General features: G+C 71.4%; 16 protein-coding genes. 2 read left to right on the forward strand and 14 right to left on the reverse strand.

Annotation, left to right across the window (positions count from 1 at the left end; translation table 11 throughout):
- Positions 1-16: 16 nt before the first annotated feature.
- From AB5J51_RS15995 to AB5J51_RS16050, 12 genes are all read right to left on the reverse strand, one after another.
- A complete protein-coding gene (locus tag AB5J51_RS15995; RefSeq protein ID WP_369777937.1) occupies positions 17-658 on the reverse strand; it encodes a pilus assembly protein TadG-related protein in 642 nt (213 codons plus the stop codon).
- On the reverse strand, positions 655-855 hold the full coding sequence (locus AB5J51_RS16000) for a hypothetical protein (protein ID WP_266996757.1): 201 nt from the start codon (positions 853-855) through the stop codon (positions 655-657). The genes AB5J51_RS15995 and AB5J51_RS16000 overlap by 4 nt, the downstream gene beginning before the upstream one ends.
- A 110-nt stretch (positions 856-965) precedes the next feature.
- Positions 966-1649 (reverse strand): response regulator, encoded by a 684-nt coding sequence (locus AB5J51_RS16005; protein WP_369777938.1) that lies wholly within the window; start codon positions 1647-1649, stop codon positions 966-968.
- Positions 1649-2869, reverse strand: coding sequence for a sensor histidine kinase (locus AB5J51_RS16010; RefSeq protein ID WP_369777939.1), 1221 nt, complete (start codon positions 2867-2869; stop codon positions 1649-1651). Before AB5J51_RS16010 ends, AB5J51_RS16005 begins: the two co-directional genes overlap by 1 nt.
- Positions 2870-2872: 3 nt before the next feature.
- Positions 2873-3766, reverse strand: a complete 894-nt coding sequence (locus AB5J51_RS16015; RefSeq protein ID WP_053786263.1) for a DUF5936 domain-containing protein — start codon at positions 3764-3766, stop codon at positions 2873-2875.
- Positions 3767-3779: 13 nt separating this feature from the next.
- Complete coding sequence (locus AB5J51_RS16020) at positions 3780-4718, reverse strand: type II secretion system F family protein (protein WP_053786264.1); 939 nt, start codon at positions 4716-4718, stop codon at positions 3780-3782.
- Complete coding sequence (locus AB5J51_RS16025; protein WP_136225219.1) at positions 4715-6061, reverse strand: CpaF family protein; 1347 nt, start codon at positions 6059-6061, stop codon at positions 4715-4717. The genes AB5J51_RS16020 and AB5J51_RS16025 overlap by 4 nt, the downstream gene beginning before the upstream one ends.
- On the reverse strand, positions 6058-6420 hold the full coding sequence (locus tag AB5J51_RS16030; RefSeq protein WP_133897050.1) for a TadE/TadG family type IV pilus assembly protein: 363 nt from the start codon (positions 6418-6420) through the stop codon (positions 6058-6060). The genes AB5J51_RS16025 and AB5J51_RS16030 overlap by 4 nt, the downstream gene beginning before the upstream one ends.
- Position 6421: 1 nt before the next feature.
- Positions 6422-6799: a TadE/TadG family type IV pilus assembly protein gene (locus AB5J51_RS16035; RefSeq protein WP_369777940.1), complete on the reverse strand. Its 378-nt coding sequence runs from the start codon at positions 6797-6799 to the stop codon at positions 6422-6424.
- Positions 6800-6802: 3 nt separating this feature from the next.
- Positions 6803-8116 carry an AAA family ATPase gene (locus AB5J51_RS16040; protein ID WP_053786268.1) on the reverse strand — a complete coding sequence of 438 codons (1314 nt, stop codon included), beginning with the start codon at positions 8114-8116 and terminating at the stop codon, positions 6803-6805.
- Positions 8117-8123: 7 nt separating this feature from the next.
- Positions 8124-8825, reverse strand: a complete 702-nt coding sequence (cpaB, locus tag AB5J51_RS16045) for a Flp pilus assembly protein CpaB (RefSeq protein ID WP_369777941.1) — start codon at positions 8823-8825, stop codon at positions 8124-8126.
- Between the two features lie 40 nt (positions 8826-8865).
- Positions 8866-9867 (reverse strand): hypothetical protein, encoded by a 1002-nt coding sequence (locus tag AB5J51_RS16050; protein WP_369777942.1) that lies wholly within the window; start codon positions 9865-9867, stop codon positions 8866-8868.
- Between the two features lie 393 nt (positions 9868-10260).
- Here AB5J51_RS16050 and AB5J51_RS16055 point away from each other — a divergent pair, with 393 nt between their 5' ends.
- Together AB5J51_RS16055 and AB5J51_RS16060 are read left to right on the forward strand one after the other, a co-directional pair.
- Positions 10261-11955, forward strand: a complete 1695-nt coding sequence (locus tag AB5J51_RS16055; protein ID WP_369777943.1) for a chitinase — start codon at positions 10261-10263, stop codon at positions 11953-11955.
- A gap of 141 nt (positions 11956-12096) precedes the next feature.
- Positions 12097-13437 (forward strand): M14 family metallopeptidase, encoded by a 1341-nt coding sequence (locus tag AB5J51_RS16060; RefSeq protein ID WP_369777944.1) that lies wholly within the window; start codon positions 12097-12099, stop codon positions 13435-13437.
- An 86-nt stretch (positions 13438-13523) separates the two neighbouring features.
- Here the strand turns inward: AB5J51_RS16060 and AB5J51_RS16065 are convergent, their stop codons facing one another.
- Positions 13524-13934 (reverse strand): RidA family protein, encoded by a 411-nt coding sequence (locus tag AB5J51_RS16065; RefSeq protein WP_053786272.1) that lies wholly within the window; start codon positions 13932-13934, stop codon positions 13524-13526.
- Entirely contained in the window at positions 13931-14695 is a 765-nt protein-coding gene (locus AB5J51_RS16070) for an IclR family transcriptional regulator (RefSeq protein ID WP_369777945.1), read from the reverse strand. The genes AB5J51_RS16065 and AB5J51_RS16070 overlap by 4 nt, the downstream gene beginning before the upstream one ends.
- Positions 14696-14750: the final 55 nt, after the last annotated feature.

Raw genomic sequence — 14750 nt, forward strand, 5'->3', positions numbered from 1 at the left:
TGTCTCTCGTTCGCTGTCAGTCGACCAGTCGTACGCCGAAAAGTGCCCTCGCCAGCTGGGACAACGGGCCGGGTTTCGCGGGATCCAACGTAAGGGTCTTCCCACGGCACTTGAAGACGACATTCCCCGCTCCCGGTGACGGCGAAGGGCTCGGTGTCGACGTGGGTGCGGGTGTGGGTGTTGGGGCGGGGGTTGGAGCCGAGCTCAGGGAGCAACGCGGCTCGATCAGAGCTGTGGCTGTGGCCTTCCCCTGTCTGTCGCTGGTCCCTGGCACGACCGAGTCCCCAACGGTGCCCTTGGTGGAGACGTTGACGGTGAACTTGGGGGTGGCCGGTTCGCACTCTGCGGTGGCATCGTTCAAGGCGGCGAAGTCGACCGCCTTGGCGCAGGCACCGGCCCCCTTGAGGAGATCGCCGTCGACGATTTTCTCCCAGTCGGCAGGTTTGAGATCAAGCAGGTCGAGGCCCAGGAATACGTTGTCCCTGGCTTCGCGCGCAGCTGCCAGTGCCGCCGCATCTGCTGCCCCCTGGGCATTGCTGCGCGTCGCGCCGGCCATCCCGACCGCGACGAACGCCAACGCGGCGAAGAGCAGACCGGCAATCGCCACGATGTAGATGGGGAAGGCCTGCCCTCGGTCACCAAGTCGACGCGCGATCACTTGCCCGCGGTGATGGCGGTGATCTGGTCCTTGATCTTGTTGGTGATGCTCTGGCCGATACCCGTGCCCACGATCGCGCCGATGATCACCACCACCACCAGGATGATGCCCAGGTATTCGAAGGCCGTCTGGCCTCGATCGCTCGCGCCCTTGCCCTCGTACCGCTTCCGCATCCTCGCCAGGGTGTTCTGCAACATGGGGGTTCCCTCCCGGGCCGGTGCCGCTGTTGGTTTGCGGACCGTACGGGGAGTCACCGGTGATAACCAAGGGTCCCGGGGCCCAATTACGGACCCACTGCGCACTCCGTCTACCCATGGCCGCTCACCCCTGGACGGGCCGTTCCCAGCCAGCGGGCTATCGCCTCGCTGCGGCTCGTGCTCTGGAGCTTCGCGAAGATGCGGTTGATGTGGTTCTTGACCGTCTTCTCGCTGATGAAGCAGGTGGCCGCGATCTGCTGGTTGCTCATCCCGGACGCGATCAGATCCATGATCTCCACCTCCCTCGAACTCAGGCCGAAGAGAACCGAGTTGCGCACCCGCTCAGGAGAGCGTGCCACAGATCGTTGCGGTTGCGAAGAGGTGCGGAGGTCTGCGAGGAGCGCGCTCGCCGCCGTCGTCGTGAAGTGGGCCCGGCCCTCGCGGACGTCGCGGACCGCTCGGACCAGGTCCTCGGGGGTGAATTCGCCGTGGACCAGGTAGCCGCCCGCGCCCAGGAGGAGGGCTTCTCGGACGATCTCCGATTCCTGGCTGTACGTCAGCATCAGTACGGGCGCCAGCTGTACGAGGTGCGGCAGCGCCGAGATGCCGTCGACGCCCGGCATGCGGACGTCCAGCAGGATCACATCCGGGGCGTGCCGGCGGGTGAGGCCGAGGGCCTCGCGGCCGTCTGCCGCCTGGGCCACGACCTCCATGTCCCCGGCCGTCGCCAGGAGGGACGCCAGCCCCGCCCGTACCACCGGGTTGTCGTCGGCGATCAGGACGCGGAGCGGCATCACGGGCTCCCCTCCGGGTTCAGGGCCGCGAGCCGGAGGTCCAGGCGGACCAGGGTCCCGGGGCCGGACGGCCGGACGCCGATCCGGAGCCGGGCGCCGATCGACGCCGCGCGTTCCGTCATGCCGAGCAGCCCGAAGCGGCCCCCGCGGACGGCGGTCCGCAGGGCGTCCGGCGGGAGGCCGCAGCCGTCGTCCTCGACGGTCAGGGTGAGGTCCCTCCCGTCCACCGCCGCCGAGACCAGCACGCGCGAGGCTCCCGCGTGGCGGCGGGCGTTCTCCAAGGCCTCCGAGGTGATGGACAGCAGGTGGTGCGCCACCCCGGGCGCAACCACCGGGAGGGCTCCCGTCGTACGGAGCTCCGCGTCCGCGCCGACCAGGCGGCGCAGTTCCTCGGGCAGCGAGACCCCCGGCGCCTCCGCGTCGCCCCGCAGGTCCGTCAGCAGTGCGCGGGATTCCGCCGCCGCCGCCCGGGCCGCGCCGGACAGGAAGCAGGCCTGGCGGCGCAGGGCCGCCGGGTCCGTGGTGCGGGCGAGGGCGTCCGCCGCCAGGGCCAGGCCGTGCAGGGTCTTCGACACCGAGTCGTGCATCTCGCGGGCCAGGTGGTCCCGTTCGGCGCGCACCGCCTCGGCCGCCGCCAGCCGGGCCCGCGTCTCCGTCAGGGCCTGGCTCGCCGAGCCGAAGCGGAAGAGCAGGTCCCGCACCGAGGCGCCGGCCGCGCCCGCCAGGAGGCACAGCACCGGCAGGGTCAGCCCGCCGCCGCCGACGGCCACCACGAGGGCCGCCGCCAGCGCCGCGTAGACCGCCGAGCCGCGCCAGCCGTGGACCAGCCCGGCCAGCAGCGGTGTGCAGAGCACGGCGAGGCCGAGGGGCGAGTCCGGTGTCGCCGTGACCAGCAGCAGCCCGCAGAACGCCATGTCCGGGGCCAGCAGCCAGCGGTGGCGCAGCAGCAGCGGCCCGAAGCGCTCCCAGTCGCGGAAGAGCACGTACGAGAGCATGAAGGTGAGCAGGACCGCGCCGCCCACGAGGTACGTCGGCCCGCCGCGGACGGTGCGCCCCAGTGCCAGCGGCGCGCCCAGGCCGATCACCACCATCCGGAACGCGAACACCCGGCGGCACAGGGCCTGGAGGGCGTTCGCCTGGAGGGTGAACGAGGGCCTGTCCGTGCGCTTCGCCCTGCTCCGCGCCGCCGAGCCGGCCAGGGGGATGTGGAGGACCGCCATGGCTCACCCGCCCCCGAGCATCGCGCCGAAGTCGACGTCCGCGCCGTACACGAAGCCGCAGACCAGCAGGATCAGCGTGCCCGGCAGCATGAACATCGTCACCGCGAACGTGGCCTTCGGGACGGCCCGGGCGGCCCGGCGCCGGGCGTTCTGGGCGTCCGTACGGCGCATGTCCTCGGCGATCGCGATCAGCGTCTCCACGATCGGCGAGCCCAGCTCCTCACCCTGCTGGAGCGCGGTCACGAACTGCGCCACCTGCTCGGAATCGTTGCGCGCGCGCAGCTCGTCGAAGGCCTGGCGGCGGCTGACGCCCATGTCCATCTGCTGCAGGGTGATCCGGATCTCGTCGGACCAGGGGCCCTCGTACTTGGCGGCCACCCGCTCCAGTGCCTGCCGGAAGCCGAGCCCCGCGCTCACGACGACCGCCAGCACGTCCAGGAAGTCCGGCAGGGTCCGCTCGATGTGGTCGCGGCGGACCCGGATCGCCGACCACAGGCCGACCTCGATCCAGAACAGGCCGAAGGCGACCATCAGCAGGGCCGGTACGAGCTGGCCGTTGATCAGCATCGAGAAGGCGCCGAGTGCGCCCAGGAACCCGTACACCGCACGGCGTGCCGCGTACCGGTCGATGGTCAGGCCGGCCGGGTTGCCCGCCAGGTCGATCTGGCGGCGCTTGCGGGCGACCCGGTTCGGGCCCATCAGGCGCAGGACGAGCGGTGCCCAGCGGATGCCGAGCCGGTCGACGGCCGAGCCGACGGCCGTCGTACGGGTGGCGCCGACTTCCAGGGCCAGGGCGAGGTCGCTCGGCAGTTTCGTCTCGGCGCGGTAGAGGCGGATGCCGTGGAAGGCGCCGAAGACCGACACCCCCAGCAGCAGGGCCAGCAGCAGAGCCGTCATGTCCGTCGCCCCCTCATACGTCGATCTTCGAGAGGCGGCGGATCAGGACGAAGCCGAGCGTGAAGAGCCCGATCGCCACCAGCACCGCCGTCTGGCCGATGAACGCGCCGGTCATCCGGTCCAGCGCACCCGGCATCATCACGTTCACCAACAGCAGCGAGCCGAGTCCGATCGCCGGGACCAGGTAGGCCGTCACCGTCACCTGGGAGAGCTGGGTGCGGATCTCGCGCCGCGTCTCCTTGCGCTGCTCCAGCGTCACCGTGAGGTTGCGCAGGCTGCCGACGATGGCGCCGCCCGCGCGCGCGGACAGGACGAGCGTGGAGACGAGGACGACCAGTTCCCGGGAGGGGAGCCGTTCGGCGATCTCGCCGAGGGACTCCTCGATGGAGTGGCCGACGGCGAGCCGGTCGGCGACGCGCGCGAGCTCCTCGCCCGCCGGGGCCTCCAGCTCCTCCGCCGCTATGGCGATGGCCGTACGCAGGGCCAGCCCGGCCTGGGTGGCGTTGGCGAGGATGCGGGCGAGTTCGGGGAGCTGGTTGATGAACCGCTCGGTACGGCGCGCCCGCTGCCAGTTGAGGAAGGCGTCCGCGGCCCACAGGCCGATCAGGCCGGCCACCGGGCCGAAGAACGGGGCGAGGAAGCTCGCCGCGACGAGCCACACCCCGGCGACGGACATCAGCATGTAGACGAAGAACTCGCCGGGGGTGAGGTCCAGGCCGGTCACGGCCAGCTTCACCTCGATCCGCCTGCCCAGCGCGGTCCTGCGCAGGCGCCGGTCCACGCCGGGGAAGCGGCGCCTGCGGCCCGCCGGCTCGGGTGCGCCGTCCGTGGCAAGGCGTTCGATGAGGGCGGCGCGCTGGGCGCGGCCGGCGGCGTACGCGTGGACGCCCGCGACCACGAGGACGCAGGCCAGCAGCGTGGCGCCGAGGGTGAGGAGGACGAGTGGGTTCACAGGGCGGTCCGGGTGATGCGGGTGGCGAGCTGGTCGTCGGACAGGGCGACCCCGAAGGCCTGCGGGATCGGCTGGTTGTTCATGTAGAGGCGGTCCGCGATCCGGCGCGGCAGCGGGTAGTACTCGAAGTAACCGTGGACGCGGCCGTCGGCGCCCATCGGCTGGGCGGCGAACCGGCAGACGGTGGTGATGCGGAACGGCTCGCGGCCGTGCGAGTCGAGGATGGCGATCTCCGTGACGCGGCGCGAGCCGTCGCCGAAGCGGGTCAGCTGGACGACCACGTTCACGGCGCTGTTGATCTGGTCCTGGAGGGCCTCGAAGGGGACCTCCACCTCGGACATGGAGGCGAGGGTCTGCAGGCGCATCAGGGCGTCCTCTGCGCTGTTCGCGTGGACGGTGGCCAGGGAGCCGTCGTGGCCGGTCGACATCGCCTGGAGCATGTCGAGCGTCTCGCCGCCGCGGACCTCGCCGACGATGATGCGGTCGGGGCGCATGCGCAGGGAGTTGCGTACGAGGTCGCGGATGGTGATCCGGCCCTTGCCCTCCACGTTCGCCGGGCGGGATTCGAGGCGGATGACGTGCGCCTGCTGGAGCTGGAGCTCCGCCGAGTCCTCGATGGTGATGATCCGCTCGCCCTCGGGGATCAGGCCGGAGAGGGCGTTGAGGAGCGTGGTCTTCCCGGTGCCGGTGGCCCCCGACACGATGACGTTCATCTTCGCCTGGACCAGGCCGGACAGGAGCAGGAGCATCTGCTCGTCCAGCGAGCCGAGGCCGATCATCTCGTGCAGGGTGAACGCGCGCGGGAAGCGGCGGATCGTGAGGGTGGCCCCGGTCAGGGACAGCGGCGGGATGATCACGTTGACGCGCTCGCCGCTGGGCAGGCGGGCGTCGACCATCGGATTGGCCTCGTCCACGCGGCGGTTGACGGTGGAGACGATCCGCTCGATGGTCTGCATCAGCTGCTCGTGCGAGGCGAAGCGCAGCGGCAGCTGCTCCACCCGCCCGGCGCGCTCGACGAAGATCTGGTCCGGGCCGTTGACCATGATCTCGGAGATCGAGGCGTCCTCGAGGAGCGGTTCGAGCACACCGAGGCCGAGCGCCTCGTCCACGACCCGGCGGATCAGCTGCGCCCGCTCGACGGTGGACAGGACCGGCCCCTCGCGGCTGATGATGTGCCCGAGTACGCGTTCCAGCCGGGCCCGGCGCTCAGCGGGCGCGAGAGCGGACATCTCGGCGAGGTCGATCTCCTCGAGCAGCTTCGCCCGGTACGCGGAGACCAGCCGGCCGTCCTCGCGGGGACTGTGCCGGTCGTCGGGGGTGTTGACCCGGGAACGCAGGCTCATGGTCCGGTCACCTTCGGGTCGTCGTTGGGCATGATGGCCGTTGCCCTGGCCGGGTCGACGGACAGGCCCGGCACGATGGACTTGATCGGGATGCTGACCTTCGCGGTGACCGCGTCACGCCCTGAGGCCACGTCGATCGTCGCGTCGAGGCCGGAGCTGATGGCCGCCCTGCCCGCGGCCGGCCCGGCGCCCGGGTTGCGGGCCTCCACGCGTGCGGCGGTGCGGGCGGCGGTCTCGGCCTGCTGGTGGACGTAGCCGACCCAGCCGAGCTGGATCCCGCACAGGGCGACGAAGAGCAGGATCGGGATGAAGCCGATGTACTCCAGGGCCACTTGGCCCCGGTCCCGGTCTCGTTTCACCTCAGTCCTCCTCTTCCTTCGCGGAGCCGCCCTCGCCCGTGATGGGGGTGCCGATGTCGAGTCCCGGGAAGAAGACCGGGAGGTTGAGCTTCACGGTCGCCTTGTACACGTCGCCCGACTCGCCGCAGTCCACGCTCATGTTCCAGGCGCCCCCGACGTGGCGCCGCGCAGCGGCGTCGCACGCCCCGCCCCCGTGCACCGCGCCGACCCGGGCCGCCTCGTCCGCCGCGTTGCCCGCCAGGGAGAAGGCGTACCCGATCAGTACGCACTCCCACACCGCCGCCACGAGCAGCAGGACCAGCGGCACCATGCCGACGAACTCGACCGCCACCTGGCCGCGGTCCCCCCGGGCGGCGCGGACGGGTCTGCGCGCGGACATGCGTCAGCCCTCCCGGCCGCGGCGCAGCCAGGGGCCCGCCGCGCCCCGGTCGCCGCCCCGCAGGCGGGCCACCGGGCCGGGGGCCCGTACGGCCAGGGCCGCGCCCGGGGTTCCGGGGGCGGCGGCTGCGGGCTCTGCCGTGGACGGGGGTGCCAGCAGGCCGAGTTCGCCCGCCAGCGTCCACAGCGCCTGCTTCACGCTGGAGCGGTTGTCGAGGTCCTGCACCCGTCCCGCGTCCACGACCGCCTGGAGCTCCTTGAAGGCCGCAGGCACCGGGGTCCGGGTGGCCCGGGTCTTCGTGATCTTCTCGATGAGCGCGGGCTGGATCTCCGTGTGCTTGCTCCAGCGGTTGACCACCATCGCGGTGTCCTCCGCCTTGCGGACCTGGAGCCGCTCCCACATCCGGACCAGCCGCTTCGCCGCCCGTACGGAGACCACGTCCGGGGTGGTGACCAGGACCGCCACGTCCGCCATCTCCACCGCCGCCGCGTTGGCGCCGGTCACCTGGGTGCCGCAGTCGATGACGACGAGCTCGTACCGGCTGCGCAGGGCGCCGACGATGTGCCGGGCGGCGCGTTCGTCGACCTCCTCGCCCCGCTCGCCGTCGGCCGGGGCCAGCAGCAGCGCCAGCCCGGTCCGGTCGTCGTACACCGCGTCCTGGAGCACCCGCGGCGAGATGTCGTGGATGCCCGCGAGGTCGGCGATGGAGCGCCGGAACTGCACGTCGAGGTACGAGCCGACGTCGCCGGCCTGGAGGTCCATGTCGACCAGGGCGGTGCGCCGCCCTGCGGCGGCCGCGGCCAGTGCGAACTGGACGGCGGTGAACGTGGTGCCGACGCCGCCCTTGGCCCCGGTGACGGTGACCACCTTGCCGCCGGGGCCGGTGAACACGTCGGCCCCCCGGCCCAGGTGGCGGCGTACGCCCACGGACCACTGGGCGGCGGCCTGGACGCGGGCGGCGAGTTCCTCGTACGCGAGCGGCAGCCCGATCAGACCGCGGGCCCCCGAGTCCATGGCGGCGGAGAACAGCGCCGGGCCTGCGTCCGAGGAGACCAGCACCACCCCCACCGCCGGGAAGCGGAGCGCGACCTCGCGGATGAGGTCGAGGGCGGGCACCGGGCCGATCCGCTCGTGGACGAGGACCACTTCGGGCAGTTCGTCGATGGACTCGGCGGCCAGCCGCCCCAGGGTGTCCAGCAGGGTGGTGGAGTCGGGGACCGGGGGACCCGGCTCGGCGGCCGGGAGCTGGCTGAGGAGGGTGGAGATGGCGCGGGCGGCGTCGGGGTCGCCGGCCGCGGGGAGGATTCGGGTGGTCATCCGGGCCTCACTTGTCCCCGTCGAGGGTGTACGTACGGTCGCCCGCACCGGGCGCGGAGTCGGTGCCGGGGGCCACCAGCGCCAGGCGTACGTGCTCCGCAAAGGACTCGGCGTACGCGACGCGCTGGGTGTCCTTGGTGTTGAGGGCGAAGGTGATCGGGACCGCTTCGGCGGGGCCCTTCTTGTCGCCGTCCTTGTCGAGGGCGGTGAGCTTGCCGACGTTCAGGACGCGCGCGTTGGCCACGATGATCACCGACCGCGAGGGCTCGGTGTCCTTGGCGCCCTTGAAGGTGGCGATGATGTTGACCTTGGCGCCGGAGTAGATCTTGCCGGCCACGCCGGTCGCCGCGTCGATCATGATCGCGATCTCCTGCTCCCCCGGCTGGAGCTGCGGTTTGTCGACGAACATGCCCGCCTGGAGCAGTGAGCCCTTGCGCAGGGTGGTGAGGGTGATCTTGTCCTTGAGCTGCCCGAGGTCGGTGACGGCGGTGTCGGACAGCCAGCGCTTGGGGATCGAGACTTCCTCGAACTGGCCCGCCGACAGCGGGCTGTACGGCGCGATGTCGCCCTTGGCGCGGTAGGCGACGACCTCGGCCCCGACCTTGGAATTGACGTCGCCGATCACCACGAGGACCCCGCCGAACGCTGCGAGGGCGCACAGGACCGACAGGAGCAGCAGGATGACGCCGCGGCGCTGGCGTGAGTTCATGGGCCGTACTACCTCGCCGTTCTTCGATCGTTCGGGCCGGTCAGTGTCTTGGTCTGGAGGGGCCGGGAGAGCCGGAGAACGCCGGGGGCGCCGTCCGGCCCCCGTCCTCGGCCGGCGGCGGTGCGGCCAGCGGCGCGGCGCAGAAGCCGCAGCGGTCGCCGATGAGCTCGAGGCCGCACCAGTGGCACTGCTCGCGCCGGACGGAGGCGACGAGTTGGTAGAGCACGGCCGGGTCCGGGATGGCGGCGGCGAACTCCACGAGCTTCGTCGTGGCCCACCAGATCGGCGAGTCGGCCGGGAGCGGGTTCTCCATCACGCCCTGGACCTGCCAGGCGGGCGCGAGTTCGGCCGCCACCCAGTCGGAGGCGAGCTGGCCGCGGGCGAAGGTGAGGTGGGTGGCGAAACCGGGACCGGGCGGCAGCCCCGTGCCGGCTGCGCCGCCGGAGCGCCCGCCTCCGCCGTGGCCGCCCTGTCCGCCGCGCCCTGCGCGTCCGCCGTGTGCGCCGTGCCCTCCGTGGGCCTTGGCGCCGGAGCCGCTCAGCTTGACCAGGTGCGGGGTCGGGTGGGCCAGTACGGCGAACTGCGCGTTCGGCGACCACGACCTCGCGTGGGCCTTGAGACCGACCGCGACCCGGTCCAGTCGGGCGACCGAGCCCAGCAGGGCGCCCGCGTGGATGTAGTGGGACAGCAGCCGGGCCGCGGAGGCGATGACCCCGGGGCTGAAGTCGCAGACGCTGAGCTGGCGGAGCTGACGTACCAGCAGGGCCGTGGCCAGCGGGGGCAGATCGAGGTCGAGGAGGGCGATGCGGTCGGTCTCGAGGATGGCCCGCACCGTGTGCAGCCGCCGGACGGTCGCCGTCGGCAGCCAGGGCGGTACGAAGACCACGAGATGGCCGTGGCGCTCCAGCAGGGCGCTCGTCTCGGCGAGGGCGCCCGCCAGGTCGAGCTGTCCCGGCGGGTGCAGTACGACGGCCGGCGGTGTGTGCCGGTCAGGGGCCGGCAGCACCAGATCGGCGCTGGTGACGGCAATGGCGGTCGGCACGCGAATCCCCCTGTTCACCCCGTACGCCCCATACGTCGGCGCCGCCGTCGCGTACGCGCACCCCTGCGCGACCGCAAACGATCGGCGCCCTTCCCCCTTGCCCCAGCACCATATCCGCGTCGTCCCTGGCAGGGCAGGGCCTTGGGAATTCCCGTGCTGCAGGCGCCTGTCACAGGTGGCGGGAAACCCGGACAACCGGGATCGGACACCCGATCAATTCAAGCCACATTGCAAAGAGTCTTGACACGGAGATTGGTCTGGACCAACTTGGGGCCCACGCGTCACCAACGCCGGAGGGGTTTCCCCCACTTACGCCCCGAGGCGTTCCTCCGCCTGCTCCTCCGCCTGTTCCACCACCCCCTTCACATCCCCTTCTCCCCCCACGGAGACCACGTGAACCGCATACGCTCGCTCGCCCTCCTGGGCGCCGCCACCCTTGCCGCCGGGGGCCTGACCGCCCTCGCCACCGGTTCCGCGCATGCCGCCGACGTCAACGTCGCCCGCAACGGAGGCTTCGAGTCCGGGCTCGCCGACTGGACCTGCAGCTCCGGGAGCGGCGCCGTCGTGTCCTCACCGGTGTACGCCGGGGCCGGCGCCCTCAAGGGAACCCCGGCGGGCCAGGACAACGCGCAGTGCAGTCAGACCGTCACGGTCAAGCCGAACTCGACGTACACGATCAGCGAGCAGGTGCAGGGCTCGTACGTGTACCTCGGCGCGACCGGGACCGGCACGCAGGACGTGTCCACCTGGACCCCCGGCTCGGGCGGCGGCTGGCAGAAGCTGTCGACCACCTTCACCACGGGCCCGAGCACCACCCGGGTCACCGTGTGGACGCACGGCTGGTACGGGCAGCCCGCGTACGTCGTCGACGACTTCAGCGTCTTCGGCCCGGACGGGGGCGGCGGCACCGACCCCGGCCCGTCCGTCCCCGGCGCCCCGGGCGGGACCGCCGTTTCCGGCCAGAGCGCGAACGGGCTCACCCTTTCGTGGAACGCGGTCAGCGGGGCGACCGGCTATTACGTGTATCAGGACGGTGTCCGGGTCAAGACCGTGTCCGGCCCCCCCGCGCAGATCACCGGGCTCGCCGCCGCCACCTCGTACTCCTTCCAGGTGAGCGCGTACAACGCGGCCGGCGAGGGCCCGAAGTCGGCGGCGGTGACCGGTACGACGACCGGCGGCGGGAACCCGAACCCGAACCCCTCGGTCCCCAAGCACGCGCTGACCGGCTACTGGCAGAACTTCAACAACGGCGCGACCGTCCAGAAGATCTCGGACGTCTCGTCCCAGTACGACATCATCGCCGTCTCCTTCGCCGACGCCACGACCACGCCCGGGGCCATCGCCTTCAACCTCGACTCGGCCGGTCTCGGCGGGTACACGGTCGCGCAGTTCAAGGCGGACATCGCCGCGAAGAAGGCGGCCGGCAAGTCCGTCATCCTCTCCATCGGCGGCGAGAAGGGCACCATCTCGGTCAACGACTCCGCCTCCGCGAACAACCTGGCGAACTCGGCGTACGCGCTGATGCAGGAGTACGGCTTCAGCGGGATCGACATCGACCTGGAGAACGGGCTCAACCCGACCTACATGACGCAGGCGCTGCGCTCGCTGTCCGCCAAGGCCGGCTCCTCGCTCGTCATCACGATGGCCCCGCAGACCATCGACATGCAGTCGACGGCGGGCGGCTACTTCAAGACGGCGCTGAACATCAAGGACATCCTCACCGTCGTCAACATGCAGTACTACAACAGCGGCTCGATGAACGGCTGCGACGGCAAGGTCTACTCCCAGGGCTCGGTGGACTTCCTCACCGCGCTGGCCTGCATCCAGCTCGAGGGCGGGCTCGACCCCTCGCAGGTGGGCATCGGCGTGCCGGCCTCGCCGAGCGGCGCGGGCAGCGGGTACGTCTCCCCCACCATCGTGAACAACGCCCTGGACTGCCTGGCCAGGGGCACGAACTGCGGATCCTTCAAGCCCTCGAAGACCTACCCGGGGCTGCGCGGCGCGATGACCTGGTCGACCAACTGGGACGCCAAGGCGGGGAGCGCTTGGTCCAACTCGGTGGCTCCGAAGGTTCACGGCCTGCCCTAGGCGGTACGTGTGGGGGTGGCCGTCCCGGCGGGTGGCCGTCCGGCAGATTTGGCTGGAATGCAGTTCTTGACCGGGACATGCCACAAGAGCACGCTGTGCGCGTCCGCACGGCTACCCCCACACTCCCACCCAGGAGAACGCATGCGGCTCCACACCCGACGCAGGGCCGCCGTCACGGCGGCCCTGCTCGCTCTCGCGCTCGGCGCACCCGCCTACGGCATGAGCGCGACGGCGGCCCCACCGCCCACACCGTCCACCGCCACCCTGGACGAGGCCGTCGTCCAGTACGAGATCAAGGGACCGTCCACCGCGGCCGAGCGAACGGCCCTGCTCCGTACGGGCGTCTCGATCGACGAGGTCGACGCCCGCTCGGTCGTCGTCAGCGCCGACCCCATGCAGGCCAGGGAACTACGGGCGCTCGGCTACAAGCTGACCGCCCTGCCCGGGCCGCCGGACCGCTCCGAGCGGGGCGTTGCGGCGAGCCCGATGGACTTCCCGTCCAAGGACTCGATGTACCACAACTACGCCGAGGCCAACACGGAGATCGACCAGCGCATCGCGCAGTACCCCTCGATCATGAGCAAGAGGGTGATCGGAAAGTCGTACCAGGGCCGGGACATCGTCGCCATCAAGATCAGCGACAACGTCGCGACCGACGAGAACGAGCCCGAGGTGCTCTTCACGCACCACCAGCACGCCCGCGAGCACCTGACCGTCGAAATGGCGCTCTACCTGCTCAAGGAGTTCGGCTCCAAGTACGGCAGCGACACGCGGATCACCAACATGGTCAACGGCCGTGAGATCTGGATCGTGCCGGACCTCAACCCGGACGGCGGCGAGTACGACATCGCGACCGGCTCCTACCGCTCCTGGCGCAAGAACCGGCAGCCGAACTCGGGCTCCTCGTACGTCGGTACCGACGAGAACCGGAACTGGAACTACAAGTGGGGCTGCTGCGGCGGCTCCAGTGGCAGCAAGAGCTCCGAGACCTACCGCGGTGCGGCCGCCGAGTCGGCCCCCGAGGTGAAGGTGGTCTCGGACTTCGTCCGCAGCCGCGTGGTCGGCGGCAAGCAGCAGATCACCGCCGCCATCGACTTCCACACGTACAGCGAACTGGTGCTCTGGCCGTTCGGGTGGACGTACAACGACACGGCGCCGGGCCTGACGGCCGACGACCTCGCCGTGTACAAGACCATCGGCACGAGCATGGCCAACAGCAACGGCTACACGCCGGAGCAGTCGAGCGACCTGTACATCACGGACGGGACGATCGACGACTGGCTGTGGGGCAACCAGAAGATCTTCGCCTACACCTTCGAGATGTACCCGTCCGAGACGGGCGGCGGGGGCGGCTTCTACCCGCCGGACGAGGTGATCGACCGCGAGACGGCGCGCAACCGTGACGCCGTCCTGCAACTGCTGGAGAACGCGGACTGCATGTACCGCTCGATCGGCAAGCAGTCGCAGTACTGCGCCTCGTAGCCGACCGCCGGGAACACCGCTCCGGGGCGCCCCCGCCACCAGGGGGGCGCCCCTCTCGGTGCCCGGACGGGCCCCTGAGAGCCCCGTCAGCCGAGGACGGCGAGGGCGTCGATCTCGATGAGGAGGCCGGCGGGCAGCCCGACGTAGACGGTGGTGCGGGCGGCCGGGGCCTCCTTGAGGCCCTGTTCCTCGAAGTAGGCGTTGTAGAGGGCGTTCATCTCGGCGAAGTGGCCGGTGTCGGTCAGGTAGACGCGGATCATCATCACGTCGTCCCAGCCCGCGCCGCCGGCTTCCAGGACGGAGCGGACGTTCTCCAGCGTCTGGAGGGTCTGCTCGCGCAGCGTCGGCCCGGCGGGGGTGGGCGCCTGGCCGTCCACGTGCGGGAGGAAGCCGACCTGGCCGGCGACCTGGAGGATGTTCCCCTTGCGCACGCCGTGCGAGAACTTCGCGGGCGGGGTGGTGTGGGTGTCGGGCGTGAGGGCGGTCTTCTCGGTCACGGGGTGTCCTCGTCGTTCTGTGGGGAGCCGGAGTACTCGCGGCTGACGGTGTCGGCGGTGCGCAGGACCAGGGGCAGCAGTTCGAGCAGGCCCTCGGCGGGGACGACCACGCCGGGCGCGGAGACGGACAGCGCGGCGACGACCCGCCCGTCCGGCCCGCGCACGGGTGCGCCCACGCAGTTGATCGACTCCTCGTGCCCGCCCAGGTCGGCGGCCCAGCCCTGTTCCCGTACGAGGTCCAGCTCGCGCAGGAAGGCCTGCGCGTCGGGGGTGGAGCGGGCGGTGTAACGGGGGTAGTCGATGCGCTCGGCGAGGCTGCACCGCTCGGCCTCGGGAAGGTCGGCGAGCAGCAGCTTCGCGACGGCGGCGACGGTGAGCGGGACGGGCTTGCCGATGCGGGAGTACATCCGGACGGGGTAGCGGCTGTCGACCTTGTCGACGTAGACCACCTCGTCGTCCTGGTGCAGGGCGAGGTGCACGGTGTGCCCGGTGAGCCGGTTGAGCTCGACGAGGTGGGGGTGCGCGACGGCGCGGACGTCCAGGTTCTCCAGGGCCTGCCCGGCCAGCGCGAAGAGCTGCGCGCCGAGGCGGTAGCGGCCGTCGGGCCGGCGGTAGACGAAGCCGTGCTCGTGCAGGGTGCGCAGCAGGCGCAGGGCCGTGCTCTTGTGCACGCCGAGCTCCTCGGCCACCTCGCCGAGCCCCGCCGCGCCCTTCGCGAGCAGCGGCATGATGCGCAGCGCCCGCTCCACCGACTGACTCACGCCACGCCCTTCCGGAACCCTGGACACACCGCGGGACGTTGACCGTTCACACCAG

The organism is Streptomyces sp. R33, from assembly GCF_041200175.1.
Classification (GTDB): domain Bacteria; phylum Actinomycetota; class Actinomycetes; order Streptomycetales; family Streptomycetaceae; genus Streptomyces; species Streptomyces katrae_B.